Below are 20,739 nucleotides of genomic sequence, written 5' to 3' on the forward strand. Positions count from 1 at the left end.
CACACCACGAATGCCGGATTTTTTGAGTATGGTCTGCCTGCGATGCAACCTCAACGCCGATTAGTGCAGAAGGCATCTGCATAATTGCACATGCGGAGCGGAAACCGGTGCTGCGCTAGACGAGGAAAGTGGTCCGCAGCTGGTGTCCGAGCTGACCGATTTCGGTCAGGAACCCGTCGTGCCCGATCGGGGCCTGGATGACGTGGACGTCAACGTCACCCGGAAGTGCCTGCGCCAGTTCCTTTGACTGGGACGGGAAGTAGAGCCGGTCCGAGTCCACGGCGGCCACGAAGAAGCGGGCGCTGGCGACGGCCAGCGTCTCGGTCAGGGTCCCGCGGCCCCGGCAGACATCGTGGCTCATCAGCGCCTCGGTGAGCGCAATGTAGCTGTTGGCGTCAAAGCGCCGGACGAGCTTGTTGCCCTGGTGGTCCAGGTAGCTTTCCACCTGGTAGCGGCCACGCGCAGCGAGCACTTCACCCTGCAGCGGCGACTCGGGCACCTGGGCGGCACGGCCGAACCGGCCTTCCAGTTCCGCCGCTGACCGATAGGTGATGTGGGCGATGCGCCTCGCCAGCGCCAGCCCGTCTTCCGGGCAGGGACCGCCGTAGTAGTCGCCGCCGTTGAAGTTGGGGTCCTGCCGGATGGCGAGGGTCTGCGCCTGGGCGAACGCGATCTGTTCGGCCGTGCTGGCTGCGCCAACGGAGATCACTGCGCAGCGCTGCACACGCTCGGGGTAGGTCACGGCCCACTCCAGGGCGCGGGCACCGCCCATGGAACCGCCAAGGACGGCGTACCAAGTGCTGATTCCCAGCTGGTCCGCCAGCCGGGCCTCAGCCACAGTGCTGTCCCGGAGTGTCACCAGCGGGAAGCGCGAACCCCAGGGGCGCCCGTCCGGGGCAGGTGAGGACGGTCCGGTCGAGCCGTAGCAGCCGCCCACGATGTTGATGGACACCACGAAGAACTTGTCCGTATCGACCGGCGCGCCGGGTCCGGCCAGCTGCTCCCACCAGCCTTCCTCATCGGTATCGCCGCGGGTCACGTGGGTGCTGCCGGTGAGGGCGTGTTCGATCAGGACCGCGTTGCTGCCGTCGGCGTTCAGCGTGCCCCAGGTTTCGTAGGCCAGCGTGACGTCGGGAAGGTAGCCGCCTGCTTCCAGCTCGAGCCCTCCGATGGAGGCGTAGCGGACAATTCCGTGTTCGGGGATGGTGGTACGGGCGACGGTAACCGTCATGGCAGGACCTCTTCTACGCGCTTGCCCGCCGTCGTCTGACCGGCAGGCCAGGTCTTCACCCGGGGCACCCCACCGCGGAAGGAGGGTTGCCGGCCAGCAAGCCGGGGCTGTCACTGGCACTCATGACCTGGTTCGAGTGTACGAAATACACCCCGCTCCGGACCAAGAGTGTGACTGGTTGTGACTTTCCCCGGCCTGCCGGCTGCACGCTTTCCGCGGTGCGCGCTACACCCCTGCTGCGCCCTTGGCTGCGCGGAAGCCCGCTTCAAGGTCGGCGAGGATGTCATCGATGTGCTCCAGGCCCACGGAGAGGCGGACCAGGCCGGGGCTCACGCCGGCAACTTCCTGCTGTTCCGGCGAGAGCTGGCTGTGGGTTGTCGACGCCGGGTGGATGACGAGCGAGCGGACGTCACCGATGTTGGCCACGTGGGAGTGCAGTTCCAGGGCGTCCACGAAGCGCTTGCCGGCCTCGGCGCCGCCTGCGAGGTTGAAGGCGACGACGGCGCCGGTCCCCTTGGGACCGTACTTCCGGCCGCGCTCGTACCACGGGCTGGAGGGCAGGCCCGCGTAGGCGACGGATTCGACGTCGTCCCTTCCTTCCAGCCAGCGCGCCACTTCGGTGGCGTTGGCAACATGGCGTTCCACGCGCAGGCTCAAGGTCTCCAGTCCTTGGGAAATCAGGAAGGCGTTGAAGGGCGAAACTGCCGATCCAAGGTCGCGCAGCAGCTGGACACGGGCCTTGAGGATGTAGGAAAGGTTGGCCCCCAGCGCACCACCCTCCCCCAGGTCACGGGCGTAGACGAGGCCGTTGTAGGTGGGGTCCGGGGTGTTGAAGCCGGGGAACCGTTCCGGATCCTTGCTGAAATCGAACTTGCCCGAATCGACGATGACGCCGGCGATGGCCGCTCCGTGGCCGCCCAGGTATTTCGTGGCCGAGTGGATCACAATGTCCGCTCCCCACTCCAGGGGACGGATGAGGTACGGGGTGGACAAGGTGTTGTCCACGATCAAGGGGACGCCCGCATGGTGCGCCACCTGCGAGATGCCTTCGATGTCCAGGACATCCTGGCGGGGGTTGGAGACCACCTCGCCGAAGAAGAGCTTGGTGTTCGGCTGGACGGCCTCGCGCCACTGGTCAAGGTTGTCCGGGTCGGCCACGAACGTCACGGAAATGCCGAACTTCTTGAGCGTGTGCGCAAACAGGTTATACGTGCCGCCGTAGAGGCTGGGGCTGGCCACGATGTGGTCACCGGCCTCGGCGATGTTCAGGACGGCGAACGTTTCGGCCGCCTGCCCGGAGCTCAGCAGCAGGGCGGCGAGGCCGCCTTCGAGGCTGGCGATCCGCTGCTCCACGGCGTCCTGGGTAGGGTTGCCGATCCTTGTGTAGATAGGCGCCAACTCGGCCAGCGCGAAACGGTTGGCAGCGCTTTCTGCCGTGGGGAAGACGAAGGACGTGGTCTGGTAGATGGGAAGCGCACGGGCGCCCGTGGCGCTGTCCGCTTCCTGCCCTGCGTGGATCTGGCGGGTTTCGAAGGACCATCCGTTGGACATTCAAGGCTCCTTTGACATGGGCCCGGCATGCTGGGAGCACCTCGGGCCGCGCTTGCTCTCCGGCCGTTGCCGGACAACCAGGTCCTCACCCGGGGCACCCCACCGCGGATGGAGGGTTGCCGGCCAGCGAGCCGGGGCTTGGTGCTGGCACTCATGACCTGGGCCCAGTGTAGGAACAGAGCCGCGGTTGGGAACAGGATTGTGACGAACATGGTCCCGCTCCGGGCCGCCGATGCGGTCTTTCCCTGCCTCCCCGGAAGTTTCGCCAAAGTTCCACAGGGAACCCGCAGGATTGACCGAGGTTCGGCTTTTGTACCCCGCCTGTCGGATAAATTCGCTGTGGGAAAGTTCCACAGCACAGTTCTCCAACGCACAAAAGGATCGGGATTCCGTTGCCCCAATTGTTCCGCCAGGCTCTCCGCACCGTCCTGCCATCTTTGGCTGTTGGCCTCGCCACCCTGGCAGGCGGGCTCGCGTCCCCGCCCACCGCGTCGGCGGCACCCGCCGCGCCCGCCCCGCCCGAAGCAAGCGACAACGGGCGCTACCTCGTACGTTTCGCGGCCGGGGCGGATGTCGCCGGCGAGGCGCGGTCCCTCCGCGCCCAGGGGATCGGCGTCGCCCGTACGTTTGAAACGGCACTGAAGGGCGCGGCCGTCCAGGCGACCGCCGCGCAGGCCGCCGCCCTGGTCCGTTCCGGGCGGGCGACCGCCGTTGAACCGGACTACGCCGTCACAGTTTCAGACACGCAGCGGAATGCGCCCTGGGGACTGGACCGCACCGACCAACTGGCCCTTCCGCTGTCCGGAACCTACACGCCCCCGGCTTCCGGGCAGGGCGTCAGCGTCTACGTGGTGGACACCGGAATCCTCGCGTCGCACGTCGACTTCGGCGGCCGGGTTGCACAAGGGTGGACCGCGAAGAATGACGGGCTGGGAACAAACGACTGCAACGGCCACGGAACGCACGTGGCAGGGACCATCGCGGGCTCTGTTTACGGTATGGCCAAATCCGCCACCCTCATTCCGGTGCGGGCACTCGCATGCGACGGCTCCGGCCTTTACTCTGATGTGATTGCGGGCCTCGACTGGGTGGCTGCCAACCACCGCGACGGAACACCGGCCGTGGTGAACCTGAGCATCGGCGGACCGGCGAGCAATACCCTCGACGCCGCGGTGCAGGCGGTCATCGGTGATGGCATTCCTGCGGTTGTTGCTGCGGGGAACAGCGCCGTCGATGCATGCACCACTTCCCCATCGCGCCTGCCGGCGGCCGTCACAGTCGCAGCGAGCGATTCCTCGGACCGGCAGGCAAGCTTCTCCAACTTCGGCAGTTGCGTGGACTTGTACGCCCCGGGCGTGGGCATAACGTCCACCTGGTACACCTCCTCAACCGCTACCGCTTCACTGAGCGGGACATCCATGGCAACCCCCCACGTGGCTGGCGCAGCAGCGCTCCTGCTGGCGAAGAACCCGTCGCTGACCCCGTCCCAGGTTGCCTCGACCCTGAACTCCTCCTCCGTCACTGGGACGATCGCCAATGCCAGTGCAGGAACACCGAACCGTTTGCTGCATGTGGTGCCGCCGGCGGTAAACAGCGGGACCTACCCGGTTCAAGGCCCCATTGGGGACAAGTACGCCGAAGTGTCTGGTCTCGTTGGGCTTCCCATCGCCAATGAGGTTACGAACCAGCGGTTCGGCGGCTCGTACCAGGAGTTCGAGCACGGAATCATCGCCTACCTGCCCGGCTCGGGCGCCTTTGCGGTGGTCAACGGGATCAACGCGACGTGGAGGGGCAGCGGGGCGCAGAACGGCGATCTCGGCTACCCGACGTCGGACGAATATGCGCCGATGGCCGGTGGCGTAATGCAAAACTTCCAGTTCGGAAAGATCTCCTGGAACGCAGCCACCGGGTCCAGGATCACGAAGGGCGGCATCGGCGCCACATGGGACAACGCGGGTGGGCCGCTCAGCGGCCTCGGCTACCCCACCACCGACGAGTATGCACCGATTCCCGGCGGCGTCATGCAGGGCTTCCAGTACGGCAAGATCTCCTGGAACGCCGCGACCGGCTCACACATCACCAAGGGCGGCATCGGCGCCACCTGGGACAACGCCGGCGGCCCGGCCAGCGGCCTGGGCTACCCCACGACAGACGAAATTGGCGGCCTCGTGGGTGGCGGCGCGAAGCAGTACTACCAGGGCGGAGAGGTCGTGTGGTCTCCCTCCGCGGGCGCACACGTTATCACCGGTGGCATCAGGTCCGCCTGGGTCGGACAGGGCTCCGAGGGTGGCCGCCTCGGCTACCCGACCACCGGAGAGTACCCCGCCGGTGGAGGCGCCTATGCCCAGGACTTCCAAGGCGGCCGGATCACATGGCGTTCGGGAAGCGTTGGCATCGAGTACGCCTGACGGGACCTGTAGGCCCAAAGGAAAGCCGCCGGCGCCGGACGATCCGGCGCCTGCAACCGGGGCCGAATCCAGTAAGGTTACCCTTAGCTGAGAGCCGGATCACAAAGTGCCAAGATGTTGGCATGCGCATGGATCACGTCTCTTACGCCTGTGAACACGATGGCCTCGCGGCCACTACCGAACGAATTTCATCTGCCCTCGGCGTTGAGGCAGTGAAGGGCGGGGTCCACCCCCGGTTCGGAACCCGGAATATGATTATCCCGCTCGCCGGGCACAAGTACCTTGAAGTTGTGGAGGTCCTGGACCACCCGGCATCGGACAAAGCCCCGTTCGGACAGGCAGTGCGTGCCCGTTCGGCAGCCGGGGGCGGCTGGATGGGCTGGTGCGTCGAAGTGGACGACCTCGCCCCCTTCGAGGAGCGCCTGGGCCGCGCCGCCGTCAACGGAAACCGCAAGTTCCCTGACGGCCGCGAACTGGTCTGGAAGCAGATCGGCATTCTGGGCCTTATTGCCGATCCCCAGGTCCCCTACATGCTCAAGTGGGAGGGTGACCCGTCGCTGCACCCGTCCAACGCCTACGAGAGCAATGTCAAGATGAGCTCCCTGACCATTGCCGGTTCCGCAGAACGCGTCACCGAATGGCTGGGCGAGCCCGTGGAGCGGCCGCTGGAAGACGTCGCGGTGGACTGGGTTGCTCCGCACGGTACTCCCGGAATCCTGTCCGTGACATTCGAAACCGCCAACGGGGCAGTCACCATCTGACCCTGCCCGCCAACCCATCCCCACTTGTCTGGGTGATGGGTCACCCGGGCGTGTGCCTGGACCAGCTTCGGCCGCCATTTGGAGGTGACAACGGCGTCACCACCAAATGGCGGCCGAATTCATTTAATTCAGCGCGGTTCGTGTCCGGGTGGGCTGAACAACCTGGACAGCCTTCAATGTCACACCCCTCCTGGATGATGTTCGTATGGGAATCAGCGGCGGCGCAGTGAGCGGTTCAGGGGCGGGGATGGAAGGTGTTCATGCCTCTGTTGCTGCCCTTGATGCGCTGTTCCTGGAGGAGGCTGCGCTTTCCTCTGCGGGCGCCGACGGTGCCGGCGCTGGGGTGGATGTGTTGCAGCGGCAGTACGGGATCCTGTTGGAGCGGTTGGAACTGAGGTCCAGGCTGGAAGCCCAACTCAAGGCCGGGCAGGCGCAGGACGCGGCTGACTGCATCGGGATCCAGCAGGCGATGACGCCGCCGGAGGCGTCCGTGCAGGAGCGCACCTACGCGGAGATGTCGGCGGTGGAGGAGATCGCCGGGGTCCTGACCATGAGTTCCGGGGCCGCGGGTGCTTTCGTCCGCGAGTCGCAGCAGGTCTGCTCGCTGCCGCCGGTCATGGACGCGCTGGCCGCCGGGGCGGTGTCGTGGCAGCACGCGCGCGTCGTCGTGGATGAAACCGAAGGCCTCAGCCCTGCCGGGGCAGCCTCGTTGGTGGCGCACTTCTTCGACCCGGACGGGGGGTGTCAAGTTTTCTGTGTAAGGGACCGGTCGGTTATCCGTTCTGCCGGGTGGTCAGATGGGGAGTCGGTTGGGGAATTGCACGGCGAAGGCGTTCAGTGCCTGGTGCCAGCCCAGTGTGCCGGTTCCGAGCTCACCGCCGCGGGTGGTTTCGATGTTCCGGATTCCCAGATAGACGAGCTTGATCGCGGCCTCGTCGGAGGGAAATGATCCTCTGGTTTTGGTGATCTTCCGCAGCTGGTAGTTGATCGATTCGATCTGGTTCGTGGTGTAGATGACCTTGCGGATCTCCGGGGTGAAGGCCAGGAACGGGGTGAAGTCCTCCCACGCGTTCCGCCACGCCAGCACCGCCCCGGGAGCCGTGCTCTGCCAGGTCTCTGCGAAGGCTTCCATCGCCAGCTCGGCCGCCTGTACGGTCGGTGCCGTGTAGATCGGGCGCATGTCCCGGGCCATGGCCTTGCGTGCGTTGTAGGAGGCGTATTTCATGGCCGAGCGCAGCAGGTGCACGACGCAGGTCTGCACGACGGTCTGGGGGTAGATGCTGTTCACGGCTGCCGGCAGCCCGGTGAGCCCGTCGCAGCACAAGATCAGAATGTCGGACGCTCCGCGGTTACGGATTTCGGTGAGCACGTTGGCCCAGAACTTCGCCCCTTCGCTGGTGCCCAGCCACAGACCCAGGACCTGCTTGCGGCCCTCCACATCCACCCCGACGGCCACGTGGCAGGCCTTATTCACCACAACCCCGCCGTCCCTGATTTTCAGCCAAATAGCGTCAATATAGACAATCGGATACACCGACTCCAGCGGCCTGTTCTGCCATTGGGCGACTTCGTCGGCGATCACGTCCGTGACCCTGGAAATCGTCGCCGCGGAGACCTTGGTCCCGTAGATCTCATCAAGGTGGGAGCCGATATCTCTGGTGCTCATGCCGCGGGCGTAGAGGGAGAGGATCATATCCTCGACCTTGCCCAGCCGGCGGGCCCGCTTGGGCACGATCACCGGCTCGAAGGAACTGTTCCGGTCCCGGGGCACGGTGACCTGCACCGGCCCCTGAAGGGTCTGCACGCTCTTGGTGGTTTTGCCGTTGCGGGAGTTACCCGTGCCCTGCCCGGCAGGGTCCCCGGACTCGTAGCCGAGGTGGTCGCTCATCTCGGTTTCCAGGGCCCGTTCCAGGACCGCGCGGGTCATCCGGGAGAGGAGCTCCTCAACACCATTGCGGCCCTCTCCAAGGTCCTCCGCCGCGGTGACAAGAGCGTCGATCTGGTCGGCGCTCAAAACGCCTTCCAAGGGGTTGGTTGTCGTACTAATTTCGGCCAAGAGGGCCCGTCCTTTCAAGGGTAAAACCGCAGGTCAAACCCTAGTTAGAGACCGGACCCTTACACACTCAATGAAACACCCTCCCCGGACGCCCCGAACCCTGCCCGCGGCGCCGCACCCGGCGAACTTGTCCCGTCCCGGTTCCGGGCCAAGGCCCGCGCCTGGCGCGAACGCCACCACCCCGAATCGATCGAGACCCGCCACGCCAAAGGAGCCGCCGACCGGCGGATGGAATACCGGCCCGACCGGGACGGCATGGCCCGTGTGACGCTCTACCTCCCCGGCGACACCGCCTCCGCGATCTGGAACCGCACCACCGCCACCGCCCGCGGCCTCCAAGGACCCGACGAACCAAGGACTATCTCCCAGCTCCGCCCCGACATCGCCGCCAGCCTGCTCCTCGGCGCCGGAAGCTCTCCCCACTCGGACAACACAGACCCCGGCAAGGTCCCCACACCGCGGGCGGATGTGCTGGTGATGGTTCCGGTGTTATCCCTCCTCGGCCTCACCGAGGAACCCGCCATCCTCGACGGCCACGGGCCGATCCCCGCCTCCATGGCACGGCGGCTGGTCGCGGACGGCGCCGACTCCTTCTACCGCGTCCTGGTCGACCCCCGCGACGGCGCACCCCTGGAAATCGGGCGCAGAAGCTACCGGCTCCCCGAGACAATCAAACGCTGGATCAGGATGCGCGATGCCAAGTGCACCTTCCCCGGCTGCACCAACCGATCACTGGACAACGACACCGACCACCTCACCGCCTGGCACAACGGCGGTAAAACCGGCGCCTCCAACCTGGGACAACTCTGCCCGAAACACCACCGGCTCAAACACCACAGCGGCTGGACCCCCACCCCCGCCACCACCAACGAACCACCCGGCTGGACCTCACCCACCGGCCGCACCTACACAGCCGAACAACTCGACAGAGAACCAACCAACTGGCCTTATGGTGCATTGTCCCTTGACATCAATCCGCCACCCGAAGAACCACCCGGCGGCAACTTGCTCGACCCGGATGACCTCTGCCCGGCAGACCCGCTGTGGGAGGAGTTTTACACTCTGCCCTACGTGTTGCCACCGGACCCGCAGGCGGCCTGGTGGTCGCTCTGGGCGGAAGGGTAAAGGGCTCCGGCAGGTGGCGATTCCGGGGCTCGAATGACGCGCGACGCCCAAAGCCTTGCTTGGGTGAGGACGTACACGAGGCCGGCGGCAGGAAATTCGCAGCCGTCGACTCGCATTACCCGAGCCCCACGGCCTTGCCAAAGAGGCTGAACCCGACGAAGGCCACGATGTCCAGCAGGGCGTGGGCGATGACCAGTGGCATGACACGTTTGGTGCGGGTGTAGATCCAGGCGAACACGACCCCCATGACTGCGTTGCCGATGAAGGGCCCGAAGCCCTGGTACAGGTGGTAGCTTCCGCGGAGCAGCGAGCTCACGGCGATGGCCAGCGGCGTGCTCCAGCCGAACTTCCCGAAACGGTCCAGGAGGTAGCCCACCACAATTACCTCCTCCACGATGCCGTGCCGGATGGCGGACAGGATCAGGACTGGGACGGTCCACCAGTAGGCATCCAGGCCGCTGGGGATGATGGCGGTGGTGATTCCCAGCGCGCGGCCGGCGGCGTACAGCCCCAAGGATGGGATGCCGATCAGCGCTGCCAGCCCCAGCCCCTGCAGAACATCCTTCCCGGGCCGTGCAAAGTTGAAACCAAGTTTCCGGAAAGCAGAGCCCGGGTTACCGGCATCGCCCGGAGCAACCTGGCGATGGTCCGTGAGGAAGTAGAGCACCAGCATGACGGGCACCAGGGCGAAAACGATGTCCAGCAGCTGGTAGGTCAGGTCGAAGTACTCCCGTGTGCTTTGCGACCGGTTCAGCGTGGACGTGCCCTGGGCCAGCGGCGCCCGGGTCATCTTGTCCAGTAACTGCACCACGGAATAAACGGCGGACTGCCCCAGGGACAGGCCCAGGACAATCCAGACTTCGAGCCGAATGCGACGGCGGGCGGGAACCAGCATGTTCCCATCTTGCCTGCAGTTTCTGGATCCGGCCTGATGGAATTGCCCACCGGTCAAACTGCCCGCCTGGTGCAACTGAGCGCCTGCAGGAACTGAGCGCCTGGTGCAACTGCGGGCAGCAGCGGACGCCGCCGGAATCAGGCCGGGGCGACAATCACCTCCGTGCCGTTGGCCTCGAAGGCCGCCTTGTCGCGCGGTGAAATGCCGGAGTCGGTGATCAGCCGCGTGAAGTTGTAGCCGTCCATGGTGGCGAAGGCCCGGACGCCCACTTTGGAGGAATCGGCGATGACATAGGAGATCCGGGCACGGCTTGCCAGCAGGGCGTTAACGGAGGCCTCCCCTTCCCCTGTGTTGGTGGGCCCCACCTCGGGATCGATCCCGTTCACCCCGATGAATGCGATATCCAGCACCACCTTCTGCATGATGATGTCGGTATACGGGCCTACCAGTTCATAGGACCTCGGATTGAGGATCCCGCCAGTCACCATGACCTTGATGTTGGGCCGCACCGCCAACTGCCCGGCGATGTTGATGGCATTGGTGACTACCGTAAGGGTGGGCTGGTTGGAGGGCGCGTTGAGGTCTTCACGGGTGGCGAGGATCTGCGCGAGCGCGGTGCTGGTGGTGCCCCCGCAGAGGCCGATGACAGCGCCCGGCTTGATCAGTGCCGAGGCGCACTGGGCAATCTGTTCCTTCGCTTCGGCGTGGTCATCCCTGTTGTAGCGGCCAGGCAGGTCGTAGGCCAAGGCTCCGGTGGTTGCCCCGCCGCGGGTGCGGGTGAGCAGGCGGCGTTTGGCGAGGCTGTCGAGGTCGCGGCGGGCAGTGGCGGGCGAGACGTTGAGGGTGCTGACAATCTCGTCCACTTCCACCTGGCCGGTCCTGGCCAGCAGGTCGAGAATCGCTGTGAGCCGGTCGGTGCGGGTCATGCAAGGAGGCCTTTCGATAGTCCAGCCACCACTTCCGATGACGCTTGATGATTATAACTCAATGGAAATAATCAAGAAACGTCAAAACACGCCGCGGCTGTCATCGCGCCCTGGCTCCTGCCCGCCACACAGCGTACGTCAACGGCATCCCCGGGCGGTAAGCGAGATGGGTGGCAGAGGGCGCGTTCAGCAGGTGGAGGTCGGCCCGGTGTCCCATGGCGATGGACCCCACTGCGCGTTCACCGTCGGCGTCCCGGCCGGCCTCTTTGTGGAGCGCGAGTGCGCCACCGTAGGTCGCCGCCCGGACGGCCTCGTGCACGCTCAGGTTCATTTGCAGTACCGCGGTGGTGACGCAGAAGGCCATGGAGCTGGTGTAGGACGTTCCCGGATTGCAGTTGGAGGCCAGCGCCACCTGCACGCCCGCGTCCAGGAGGGCACGGGCGGGTGCCAGCGGTTGGCGGGTGGAGAGGTCGCAGGCGGGAAGGACTGTGGCCACGGTCCCCCGCTCCCCGGCTCCGGTTGCCGGATCCCACCCCGACCAGGATCCGGCCAAGGCTTTGACATCCTGCGCGGCAAGGTAGTTGACATGGTCCACGCTCGCGGCGCCCAGCTCCACGGCCAACTGCACGCCGGGGCCCTCCCCGAGCTGGTTGCCGTGCACCCGCAGGCCCAGCCCGGCGTCCCGGCACGCGAGGAGCACCCGACGGGACTGCTCGGCGGTGAAGGCGCCTTCCTCGCAGAAGACGTCGGCCCACTGGACGTATGGGCGGACGGCGGCAAGCATGGGTCCGCACACCAGGTCGGTGTAGTCATCGGCGTCCTGCCCGGCGGGAACCAGGTGGGCGCCGAGGAAGGTCACCTGGTCTGCAACCGTGGAGCCGATGCGGGCGCTCCGGGCCTCATGGTCCACGTCCAGGCCGTAGCCGGTCTTGGTTTCCAGATAGGTCGTGCCCTGCGAGACAGCCTCGGCCACCCTGCCCAACGCCAACCGCGTGAGGTCGAAATCCGCCGTCGCCCGGGTGGCGTTCATGGTCACCGCGATACCGCCGGCCGAATAGGACTCCCCTGCCATCCGTGCCTCGAACTCCGCCGTCCGGTCACCGGCGAAAAGCAGGTGGGTATGGGAGTCCACCCAGCCTGGGAGCATGGCCCGCCCCCCGGCGTCGACGGCGTCATCCGCGGCGGGTGCGTCGGCTGCGGCACCGATCCACGAGATGCGTTCCCCTTCGATCACCACCGCTGCATCCTTCAGGACCCGATGCTCCAGGTCCTGCGTCATCAACTCAGCGATATTCGTGATCAGGGTGCTCATGGAACCATTCTTCAGCGCCGGATCGACCAGCGGGTGGCGGCCAGGGCCTGCGCTGTCCGGGATTCCGGACCCGCGGAGTCCGGACCAGCCATGACCGGCCCGGCGGAACCCGGGCCGCCTGAGGCTCCCTGGGCGGCCAGGATCTGCTCCGCGGCAAGCTCGGCGATGGCCGAGGACGTCTGGAACCCGTAACCGCCCTGCCCGGCGAGCCAGTAGAAGCCGGGGGCCTCGGCGTCGAACCCTGCCACCGGCACGCCGTCCGCAGCCTCCGTGCGCAAGCCGGTCCAGGCGCGGCGGATCCCGGTGATCCCCAGGCGCGTCACCGAATTCAGCCGTTCCACCAAACGCTCAACATCCCCCGGCCGGGGCCGGGCATCCTCCGGGCCGCTGGGTTCGGTTTCCGACGGTGAAATCAGCACGTCCGGTCCCTCGGGGCGGAAGTAGAAGGAGTTGTCCGCCGCGGCCACCATCGGACTGGACAGCGGGAGGGAATGCCCGACGGCGGCAATCGCCGCAGTGCGCCGGTACGGCTGCAGCCCCAGCTTCTCCACGCCGCTGAGCACCGCGAGTTCGTCCGCCCAGGCACCTGCGGCGTTAACCAGGACACCCGCCTCGAAACCCTCAGCGCCCGCCCCCACCTGCCACCCGGAACCCAGCCGCTGCGCTGAGTGGACCCGGGCCCCGGTGATGATGTCCGCGCCGGCGGAGGCCGCCCGCTCCCGGTGGTCCTCCAGCAGCAGGGGCGCGTTGCAGCCGAACGAACCGGTGTCCAGCCCCGCCGCCTCGAAGGTGCCCGGCAGCAGCGCTGGGCACAACTCGACCGCCCGCTCCACGGTGATCGGCTGCATGTGGCCGCTGGCCTCCGCTGCTACATCTGCCGCCGAGCCGACGAGCATGAAGCTGCGCGGCACCAGGACAGGCCCGGGCAGTTCCTTGTCCCGGGCGGCGATCAGTTCAAGCGTCCGCATGGTGAGTTCCTGCACCACCGGCGGCCCGTAGCTGGGAATCAGCTGGCGGGCCGAACGGGAAGACGTGTGGTACGCCAGCTCCTGTTCAGCCTCCACCAACGCAACGCTGCAGCGGCCGGCAAGGGCGGACGCCAGGGACAGGCCGGCAATGCCGCCGCCCACAATCAGGACATCGTAATGAGCTGCCATCGGTCCATCCTGACAGAGTTTCGGCCTGCTGGAACCTGTCTCCTGAAAAGCCCTCTCAGCCTTCCATATCGGCACGGCTGGCGACGAAGGCACCCACGCACGCTTCGACGTCGTCCGCTGAATGCGCGGCCGAAAGCTGCACCCGGATCCGCGCGGCACCCCGCGGAACCACCGGGAAGCTGAAGGCCGTGACGAAGACGCCGTGCTGCAGCATCCGGTCGGCGATCCTGGCGGCCACGACGGCGTCGCCGAACATGACGGGAACAATGGCGTGCTCGCCGGGCAGGAGGTCGAAGCCCTCCTCCGTCATCCGGCGGCGGAACAGCGCCGCGTTCTCGAAGAGCCGGCTCCGCAGGTCGGCCGAGTTCTCCACCAGGTCCAGCGCCTTGAGGGTTGCGGCGACGATGGCAGGGGCCACCGAGTTCGAGAAGAGGTACGGCCGCGCCTTCTGCCGGAGCATGGCGACAATCTCGCTGCGGCCGGACACATACCCGCCGGACGCACCGCCCAGGGCTTTGCCGAAGGTTCCGGTGTAGATGTCCACCCGGTCCGACACGCCGGCGTGTTCCGGAGTACCCGCACCGGTGGCACCCATGAAGCCCACGGCGTGGGAGTCGTCCACCATCACCAGTGCCCCGTACTTCTCGGCGAGGTCGCAGATGGCTTCCAGCGGGGCCAGGAAGCCGTCCATGGAAAACACACCGTCGGTGACGATGATCTTCCGGCGCGCGTCCTGCGCTTCCAGCAGCCGCGCCTCCAGCTCTGCCATGTCCTGGTTGGCGTACCGGTACCGGCGGGCCTTGCACAGGCGGATGCCGTCGATGATGGACGCATGGTTGAGGGCGTCGGAAATGACGGCGTCCTCCGCGCCGAACAGGGACTCGAAGACGCCGCCGTTGGCGTCGAAGCAGCTGGAGAACAGGATGGTGTCCTCGGTGCCCAGGAAATTCGACACCCTCGCTTCCAGTTCCAGGTGCAGGTCCTGCGTGCCACAGATGAACCGGACACTGGCCATGCCGAAGCCGCGCTCATCCAGGGCGGCCTTGGCGGCGCTGATCATGTCCGGATGGTCCGCCAGGCCCAGGTAGTTGTTGGCGCAGAAGTTCAGCACGTCAGCGCCCGGGGATCCGATCCGGCCAGCTGTGATGTGGCTGGACTGCGGCGAGGTGATAGTGCGTTCGGTCTTGTAGAGCCCCGCGGTGCGGATGTCGTCCAGCTCGTCGCGCAGCTGGTCCTTGAGGGAGGTATACATGGTGGTTCCTTACAGTCGGGTCCAGTCGAGGACAACTTTGCCGCCTCCGCCGCTGCGGGCGATATCGAAGCCCTTCTCCCACTCCGTGGCCGGAAGGGTGTCGGTGACCACGGCGGAGATTCCGGCGTGCAGCACGGGGTTGGAGGAGAGCATGGCGCTCATGGCGTACCAGGTTTCGTACATTTCCCGGCCGTAGATGCCCTTGAGCGTGAGCATGTGCGTGACCACCTTGCCCCAGTCGATGGTGATCTCCTGGCTGGGCAGCCCGAGCATGGCGATCCGCCCGCCGTGGTTCATGTTGTCGATCATTTCAGGCAGGGCCGTGGGGTGGCCGGACATTTCCATTCCGACGTCGAAGCCCTCCCGCATGCCAAGCTCACGCTGGGCGTCGCGCACCCGGGTAGTGGAGACATCGATGGCCAGGTCGGCGCCAAGCTGCCGCGCCAGTTCCAGGCGGGGCCGGGAGACATCCGTGATGGCGATCTTGCGCGCGCCTGCGTGCCGGGCCACCGCGATGGCCATCAGGCCGATGGGACCCGCGCCGGTGATCAGCACGTCCTCGCCGACAAGCGGAAAGCTCAGGGCTGTGTGGGTAGCATTGCCGAAAGGATCGAAGATCGCGCCAAGCTCGGGTGTGACGGAAGGGTCGTGGTGGACCCAGACGTTGGTTTCGGGGATTACCACGTACTCGGCGAAGGCGCCGTCGCGCTGGACTCCGACGCTGACAGTGTGGATGCACATCTGCCGGCGGCCCGCGCGGCAGTTCCGGCAGATGCCGCAGACGATGTGGCCTTCGCCGGAGACCCTGTCGCCCACCTTGACGTCGCGGACCTCCCAGCCGACTTCCACCACTTCGCCGTAGAACTCATGCCCTGCGATGAGGGGAGCTTCGATCATTCCCTGCGCCCAGGAGTCCCAGGACTGGATGTGCAGGTCCGTGCCGCAGATGCCGGTGGTCATCACGCGGATCTTGACGTCCGCCGGGCCGGCCTCGGGCTCGGGCCGGTCCACCATCTCGAAGCCGGCCTGTGGGCCGGGCTTGTACAGGGCCTTCATTGGCTTCCTTACTTCTTGTGCTGCGCTTTTTCTGCTTCGGCAGGGATGTTGTCCTCCTCATTAGAGCCCCCGGGATCCATTAGCACAACAGGAATCTTCTCAATCAACGATGTAGAAATTACTTACGCATAGACTGGGGTAATGGAGATTCACCAGCTCGAAATCCTGCGGGAACTGGGTGCGCTGGGCAGCGTGAAGGCCGTGGCCGATACCCTCATGGTCACGCCATCGGCGGTCTCGCAGCAACTGGCCCACCTGCAGCGCACCGTTGAGGTGCCGCTGACCCGCAAGGAGGGCCGGAACCTGGTCCTCACGGAGGCCGGCCAGGTGCTTGCGGACGCCGGCGCCGCCGTCGTCAGCGCCATGGCCGAGGCCCGCAGCGCGTTGGGCACCTATCACGGGTCGCAGGCGGGGAGGGTGACGGTCAGCGGCTTCCACAGCGCGGGGCAGGCCCTGTTCGCGCCGCTGGCACGGATGCTGGACCGGCCCGGGCACCCGCGGATCGAACTCTCCGACGAGGACGTTGCCCAGCAGGACTTCCCCGCCCTGACGGCCCGGTATGACCTGGTGCTGGCCCACCGCATGGACCACAGCCCGCGCTGGCCCGCCGAACGCGTAGCCGTGATCCCCCTGGCGCACGAACCGCTGGACGTGGCTTTGCCCGCGGCCCACCAGCTGGCCGGCAAGGACACCGTAACGGCGGACGACGTCGGCGGCGAGGCCTGGGTGACCAGCCACCCCGGCTACTCCCCCGCCGATGTCCTGGCCGCTATCGCAGCCGTCTCCAGCAGGGAGCCGAACATAGTCCACCGGATCAACGACTACTCCACCGTCGCGGCCCTCGTGGCCACGGGCGGCGTGGTGGGCCTGCTGCCCCGGTACACCGCGGGGCCTGTCCTCAACCCGGACATCGTTTTGCGGCCATTGGAAGGCATCAGCACCCGCCGCCGGATCGATCTGCTGGCCAGGCCTGAGAACCTGAAGCGGAGGTCGGTCGTCATGGTCTGTGAGGCGTTGGAGGACATCATGGCCGGGCTCGTTGACCAAGGCTGACCCAACTGAGTAGCGCCAGGTGTCGTTGTGGACCGTTCACAACGACACCTGCCGCTGCCTACTTGTTGTGGCCCTTGCCGAGGCCGTGTCCGTGGCCACGGCCCAGCCCAAGGCCCGGGCCGCCGCCGGAGCCCTTGACGATCCTCTTGGCCGTAGCCTTATCGCCGTCCCTGGCGCCGGCAACGCGCACGGTGTCGCCTGCGGCGATGTCGGCGATGGTTCCTTCCGTGGGCCTAAGCCGCCGGCCGTCGTCGCCCATTCCTCCTGAACCGCCGGTCTTGCCTGCCCCATCCGCAGCCGGGGCGGGAATGGTGCTGATCCTGGTGTCGCCGGTGACGGTGTACGTCTGGGAATATCCGTCCTCGCTCTTGACGGTGATGGCCGTGTCGCTGACGGATTCCACGGTGCCGCGCTGTTCCAGGACGGTCTGGAAGGTGCCGTCGGGGTTCTTCACCACGCCTTCGCCATGCAGGGGCTGCGGCCGCTGCGCCTTACGGTCCTGCTTGTCCTGCTGGCCCGGCGCAGTGTCCCTTCCCGGTGCGGACTGCGACGGCGACGGCGATGGAGGCGGTGTTCCGGTGGCGGACCAGGCGAGTGCAGCCCCCGTCCCGGTCAGGGCCAGGGCCACCGCCCCGGCCAGCACCGCCTTGCGCATCCCCAAAGGTTCCCTGGCCGCCATCACTGTTCCTCCCGCACCAATACCGGGGCACCAAAGCCCGGGTGAGCTCCAGTGTAGGTCCGCCGGGGCACGCCCAGCCACGGGTACTTTCGGGCAGGCGAAGCCGAGTACCCTAAAGCCCAATTGGGTCGCAGTTGACGTCGTTATGAGGGTTCAAAACGACATCTGCTGCGACCCAGTTGGGTGCGGTTGCTAGACGGTGACGCCGAGCTTCTCCAGGATCAGTTCGCGCACCCGGCCGGCGTCGGCCTGGCCGCGGGTGGCCTTCATGACCCCGCCCACGATCGCGCCGATGGCCTGGACCTTGCCGCCGCGGATCTTGTCCGCCACGTCGGGCTGGGCGGCGAGTGCCGCGTCGATGGCTTCCAGGAGGGGCCCGTCATCGGACACGACGGCGAGGCCGCGCCTTTCGACGATCTCCTCCGGAGTGCCTTCACCGGCGAGCACGCCGTCCAGCACCTGGGACGCCATCTTGTTGTTGATCTTGCCGGCTTCCACCATGCCGGCCAGTTCCACGATGGTGGCCGGCTGCACGCCGAGCTGGCCGGGGTCCACGTCGGCGGCCTTGGCACGGCCCACGATCTCGCCCATCCACCACTTGCGCGCCACGGAAGCTGAGGCGCCGGCAGCGATGGTTTCCTCGATCTCGTCCAGGACGCCGGCGTTGACCACGTCGCGGAATTCCAGGTCGGAGTAGCCCCAGTCGGCCTTAAGCCGCTTGCGGCGCTCCGCCGGCGGCTCGGGCAGGGTGGCGCGGAGTTCCTCCACCCATTCGCGCGACGGCACCACGGGAACCAGGTCAGGTTCCGGGAAGTAGCGGTAGTCGTCGGCGTCGGACTTGGCACGGCCGGACGTGGTGGTGCGGGTGTCCTCGTGCCAGTGGCGGGTTTCCTGGACCACGGGCTCCCCTGCTTCCAGGACGGCGGCGTGGCGCTGGATCTCGTAGCGGACGGCGTGTTCAACGGCGCGCAGGGAGTTCACGTTCTTCGTCTCCGAGCGGATGCCAAAGCGTTCACGGCCGTGCGGGCGGAGCGAGACGTTGGCGTCGCAGCGGACGTTGCCGCGTTCCATCTTTGCGTCGGACACACCGAGGTTCTTCACGATCTCGCGGACGGCAGCCACGTACGCCTTGGCCAGTTCCGGAGCCCGGGAACCGGCGCCCTCGATGGGCTTGGTGACGATCTCCACCAGGGGCACACCGGCACGGTTGTAGTCCACCAGCGAGAAGTCGGCGCCCTGGATCCGGCCGGTGGCGCCACCCATGTGGGTCAGCTTGCCGGCGTCCTCCTCCATGTGGGCGCGCTCGATCTCCACCCGGAAGACTGTACCGTCGGACAGTTCGATATCCAGGTACCCGTCGTACGCGATGGGTTCGTCGTACTGGGACGTCTGGAAGTTCTTGGGGGTGTCCGGGTAGAAGTAGTTCTTCCGGGCAAAGCGGCAGGACTCGGCGATCTTGCAGTTCAGCGCCAGGCCGATCTTGATCGAGGACTCGATCGCGGCCTTGTTCACCACCGGCAGGACGCCCGGCATGCCGAGGTCCACCTCGTTGACGTTGGTGTTGGGCTCGTCGCCGAACACGTTGGGCGCGGAGGAGAACATCTTGGTCTTGGTGTTGAGCTCCACGTGGACCTCGAACCCCAGGACGGGATCGTATTTCTCCATGGCCTCTTCGAAGCTCAGGATGTGGTCAGTGCTCATTATTTTGCCTCCTGGGTTTCGAGGGGCGCCGAAGCGGCAAGGTCGGGGGCCTGGGCCAGCAGCGGGCCGCCCCACTTGGCCTCAAGCAGCGATTCAAGGACGGCGCCCACGCGGTACAGGCGGGCGTCTTCCCGGGCCGGGGCGAGCAGCTGGATGCCGACGGGCAACCCGTCCTCGTCCGCCAGCCCGCCGGGCAGGGACAGGCCGGGTACGCCGGCCAGGTTCGCGGGAATGGTCGCAACGTCGTTGAGGTACATCGCCAGGGGGTCGTCCAGCTTCTCGCCGAGCCGGAAAGCCGTGGTGGGGGCGGTCGGCGAGATCAGCACGTCGGCCACCGTGAACGCGGCGTCGAAGTCGCGCTGGACCAGGGTGCGCACCTTCTGGGCGGAGCCGTAGTAGGCGTCGTAGTAGCCGGCGGACAGGGCGTACGTGCCCAGGATGATGCGGCGCTTGACCTCGTCACCGAAGCCGGCGGCGCGGGTGGCACCCATGACGCGTTCAATCGTCATGGGCCCATCCTCGGGGAGGACGCGCAGGCCGTACCGGACGCCGTCGAACTTGGCGAGGTTGGAGGACGCCTCGGACGGCATGATCAGGTAGTAGGCGCCCAGGGCGTACTGGAAATTGGGGCAGGAAACCTCGACGATTTCCGCGCCGGCCTCCTTGAGCAGCTCCAGGGCGTCGTTGAACCGGTTTTCGACGCCGGCCTGGTAGCCCTCGCCGTGCAGTTCCTTGATGATGCCGATCCGCAGGCCCTCGACGTTGCCGGTCCTGGCGGCGGCCACGAGGTCGGCCAGCGGTTCGGGCAGGGAAGTGGAGTCGCGGGGATCATGCCCGCCGATGACCTGGTGCAGCAGTGCGGAGTCCAGCACGGTCCGGGTGACCGGGCCGATCTGGTCCAGCGAGGACGCCATGGCGATCGCGCCGTAGCGGGAGATGCTGCCGTAGGTGGGCTTGACGCCCACGGTCCCGGTGACCGCGCCCGGCTGGCGGATGGATCCGCCGGTGTCCGTGCCCAGGGCCAGGGGCGCCTCGAAGGCGGCGACAGCAGCGGCCGAGCCGCCGCCGGAGCCGCCGGGGATCCGGTCCAGGTCCCACGGGTTGCGGGTGGGGCCGTAGGCGGAGTGCTCGGTGGAGGAGCCCATGGCGAACTCGTCCAGGTTGGTCTTGCCGAGGATGGGCATCTTCGCCGCGCGCAGGCGCTCCACGACCGTCGCGTCGTAGGGGCTGTGCCAGCCCTCGAGGATCTTGGAGCCGGCCGTGGTGGGCTGTCCGATGGTGACAATGAGGTCCTTGACGGCGATGGGGACACCGGCCAGGACATGGAGGGCTTCGGCCTCGGCACCCCCGGCAGCGCGGATGGCGTCCACTTCGGCAGCAACGGCGAGCGCTTCCTCGGCGTTAACGTGCAGGAAGGCGTTGACCTTCCCGTCAACGGCGGCGATCCGGTCAAGGTAGGCCTGGGTGGCCTGGACGGAGGTGACCTCGCCGGCGGCAAGCTTCTCGGCCAGCTGCGCGGCGGACAGGCGGATCAGTTCGTCGGCCCTAAGGCCCGTGGGGTTCTGTTCAGTCATGG

General features: G+C 66.9%; 15 protein-coding genes, 1 pseudogene and 2 riboswitches. Of the genes and pseudogenes, 4 read left to right on the top strand and 12 right to left on the bottom strand.

Annotated elements, in window-relative coordinates; translation table 11 throughout:
* Positions 1 to 115 precede the first annotated feature (115 nt).
* Entirely contained in the window at positions 116 to 1,231 is a 1,116-nt protein-coding gene (metX, locus tag AC2JAJ_RS00830; protein WP_486414622.1) for a homoserine O-acetyltransferase MetX, read from the bottom strand.
* Positions 1,232 to 1,243: 12 nt separating this feature from the next.
* Positions 1,244 to 1,359, bottom strand: a riboswitch (SAM riboswitch).
* A 97-nt stretch (positions 1,360 to 1,456) separates the two neighbouring features.
* Complete coding sequence (locus AC2JAJ_RS00835) at positions 1,457 to 2,782, bottom strand: bifunctional o-acetylhomoserine/o-acetylserine sulfhydrylase (RefSeq protein WP_486414621.1); 1,326 nt, start codon at positions 2,780 to 2,782, stop codon at positions 1,457 to 1,459.
* A gap of 43 nt (positions 2,783 to 2,825) precedes the next feature.
* A riboswitch (SAM riboswitch) is annotated at positions 2,826 to 2,941 on the bottom strand.
* A 233-nt stretch (positions 2,942 to 3,174) separates the two neighbouring features.
* Between AC2JAJ_RS00835 and AC2JAJ_RS00840 the strand changes: the two genes are divergently transcribed.
* On the top strand, positions 3,175 to 5,190 hold the full coding sequence (locus tag AC2JAJ_RS00840; protein ID WP_486414620.1) for a S8 family serine peptidase: 2,016 nt from the start codon (positions 3,175 to 3,177) through the stop codon (positions 5,188 to 5,190).
* Positions 5,191 to 5,312: 122 nt separating this feature from the next.
* Positions 5,313 to 5,951 (top strand): VOC family protein, encoded by a 639-nt coding sequence (locus AC2JAJ_RS00845; protein WP_221383877.1) that lies wholly within the window; start codon positions 5,313 to 5,315, stop codon positions 5,949 to 5,951.
* A 793-nt stretch (positions 5,952 to 6,744) separates the two neighbouring features.
* Here the strand turns inward: AC2JAJ_RS00845 and AC2JAJ_RS00850 are convergent.
* On the bottom strand, positions 6,745 to 7,977 hold the full coding sequence (locus AC2JAJ_RS00850; RefSeq protein WP_486416764.1) for an IS256 family transposase: 1,233 nt from the start codon (positions 7,975 to 7,977) through the stop codon (positions 6,745 to 6,747).
* A 114-nt stretch (positions 7,978 to 8,091) separates the two neighbouring features.
* On the opposite strand from AC2JAJ_RS00850, the pseudogene AC2JAJ_RS00855 reads away from it, so the two are divergent.
* Positions 8,092 to 9,132 (top strand): annotated as a pseudogene (locus AC2JAJ_RS00855) (HNH endonuclease signature motif containing protein); the annotation flags it as partial.
* Between the two features lie 115 nt (positions 9,133 to 9,247).
* Here the strand turns inward: AC2JAJ_RS00855 and AC2JAJ_RS00860 are convergent.
* From AC2JAJ_RS00860 to tdh, 6 genes are all read right to left on the bottom strand, one after another.
* The gene (locus AC2JAJ_RS00860; RefSeq protein WP_221383878.1) at positions 9,248 to 10,027 is read right to left on the bottom strand and encodes a CPBP family intramembrane glutamic endopeptidase; all 780 of its coding nucleotides are present in this window, start codon (positions 10,025 to 10,027) and stop codon (positions 9,248 to 9,250) included.
* Positions 10,028 to 10,164: 137 nt separating this feature from the next.
* Positions 10,165 to 10,953: a DeoR/GlpR family DNA-binding transcription regulator gene (locus AC2JAJ_RS00865; RefSeq protein ID WP_461855103.1), complete on the bottom strand. Its 789-nt coding sequence runs from the start codon at positions 10,951 to 10,953 to the stop codon at positions 10,165 to 10,167.
* A gap of 100 nt (positions 10,954 to 11,053) precedes the next feature.
* Positions 11,054 to 12,265 (bottom strand): imidazolonepropionase, encoded by a 1,212-nt coding sequence (gene hutI / locus AC2JAJ_RS00870; RefSeq protein ID WP_486414619.1) that lies wholly within the window; start codon positions 12,263 to 12,265, stop codon positions 11,054 to 11,056.
* Between the two features lie 11 nt (positions 12,266 to 12,276).
* Positions 12,277 to 13,422: an NAD(P)/FAD-dependent oxidoreductase gene (locus AC2JAJ_RS00875; RefSeq protein WP_473693025.1), complete on the bottom strand. Its 1,146-nt coding sequence runs from the start codon at positions 13,420 to 13,422 to the stop codon at positions 12,277 to 12,279.
* A gap of 55 nt (positions 13,423 to 13,477) precedes the next feature.
* Entirely contained in the window at positions 13,478 to 14,674 is a 1,197-nt protein-coding gene (locus AC2JAJ_RS00880) for a glycine C-acetyltransferase (protein WP_486414618.1), read from the bottom strand.
* A gap of 9 nt (positions 14,675 to 14,683) precedes the next feature.
* Positions 14,684 to 15,730 carry an L-threonine 3-dehydrogenase gene (tdh, locus tag AC2JAJ_RS00885; protein WP_473693029.1) on the bottom strand — a complete coding sequence of 349 codons (1,047 nt, stop codon included), beginning with the start codon at positions 15,728 to 15,730 and terminating at the stop codon, positions 14,684 to 14,686.
* Positions 15,731 to 15,871: 141 nt separating this feature from the next.
* Between tdh and AC2JAJ_RS00890 the strand changes: the two genes are divergently transcribed.
* Positions 15,872 to 16,783: a LysR family transcriptional regulator gene (locus tag AC2JAJ_RS00890; protein ID WP_221383884.1), complete on the top strand. Its 912-nt coding sequence runs from the start codon at positions 15,872 to 15,874 to the stop codon at positions 16,781 to 16,783.
* Between the two features lie 58 nt (positions 16,784 to 16,841).
* Here AC2JAJ_RS00890 and AC2JAJ_RS00895 read toward each other — a convergent pair whose 3' ends face one another.
* The 3 genes from AC2JAJ_RS00895 to gatA form a co-directional block, all read right to left on the bottom strand.
* Complete coding sequence (locus AC2JAJ_RS00895; RefSeq protein ID WP_486414617.1) at positions 16,842 to 17,462, bottom strand: hypothetical protein; 621 nt, start codon at positions 17,460 to 17,462, stop codon at positions 16,842 to 16,844.
* 192 nt (positions 17,463 to 17,654) lie between these two features.
* Positions 17,655 to 19,163, bottom strand: coding sequence for an Asp-tRNA(Asn)/Glu-tRNA(Gln) amidotransferase subunit GatB (gene gatB, locus AC2JAJ_RS00900; protein WP_486414616.1), 1,509 nt, complete (start codon positions 19,161 to 19,163; stop codon positions 17,655 to 17,657).
* Positions 19,163 to 20,737 (bottom strand): Asp-tRNA(Asn)/Glu-tRNA(Gln) amidotransferase subunit GatA, encoded by a 1,575-nt coding sequence (gene gatA / locus AC2JAJ_RS00905; protein WP_486414615.1) that lies wholly within the window; start codon positions 20,735 to 20,737, stop codon positions 19,163 to 19,165. The genes gatB and gatA overlap by 1 nt, the downstream gene beginning before the upstream one ends.
* Positions 20,738 to 20,739 lie beyond the last annotated feature (2 nt).

Source organism: Arthrobacter sp. MOO21 (genome assembly GCF_057369995.2).

What these genes read in the sequence shown, in the direction of transcription:
- AC2JAJ_RS00875 (WP_473693025.1), bottom strand. Translation starts at nt 13,422, where the DNA reads ATGGCAGCTCATTACGATGTCCTGATTGTGGGCGGCGGCATTGCCGGC.
- hutI (WP_486414619.1), bottom strand. Translation starts at nt 12,265, where the DNA reads ATGAGCACCCTGATCACGAATATCGCTGAGTTGATGACGCAGGACCTG.
- gatA (WP_486414615.1), bottom strand. Translation starts at nt 20,737, where the DNA reads ATGACTGAACAGAACCCCACGGGCCTTAGGGCCGACGAACTGATCCGC.
- AC2JAJ_RS00835 (WP_486414621.1), bottom strand. Translation starts at nt 2,782, where the DNA reads ATGTCCAACGGATGGTCCTTCGAAACCCGCCAGATCCACGCAGGGCAG.
- AC2JAJ_RS00895 (WP_486414617.1), bottom strand. Translation starts at nt 17,462, where the DNA reads ATGGCGGCCAGGGAACCTTTGGGGATGCGCAAGGCGGTGCTGGCCGGG.
- AC2JAJ_RS00890 (WP_221383884.1), top strand. Translation starts at nt 15,872, where the DNA reads ATGGAGATTCACCAGCTCGAAATCCTGCGGGAACTGGGTGCGCTGGGC.
- AC2JAJ_RS00845 (WP_221383877.1), top strand. Translation starts at nt 5,313, where the DNA reads ATGCGCATGGATCACGTCTCTTACGCCTGTGAACACGATGGCCTCGCG.
- metX (WP_486414622.1), bottom strand. Translation starts at nt 1,231, where the DNA reads ATGACGGTTACCGTCGCCCGTACCACCATCCCCGAACACGGAATTGTC.
- AC2JAJ_RS00880 (WP_486414618.1), bottom strand. Translation starts at nt 14,674, where the DNA reads ATGTATACCTCCCTCAAGGACCAGCTGCGCGACGAGCTGGACGACATC.
- gatB (WP_486414616.1), bottom strand. Translation starts at nt 19,163, where the DNA reads ATGAGCACTGACCACATCCTGAGCTTCGAAGAGGCCATGGAGAAATAC.
- AC2JAJ_RS00865 (WP_461855103.1), bottom strand. Translation starts at nt 10,953, where the DNA reads ATGACCCGCACCGACCGGCTCACAGCGATTCTCGACCTGCTGGCCAGG.
- AC2JAJ_RS00860 (WP_221383878.1), bottom strand. Translation starts at nt 10,027, where the DNA reads ATGCTGGTTCCCGCCCGCCGTCGCATTCGGCTCGAAGTCTGGATTGTC.
- tdh (WP_473693029.1), bottom strand. Translation starts at nt 15,730, where the DNA reads ATGAAGGCCCTGTACAAGCCCGGCCCACAGGCCGGCTTCGAGATGGTG.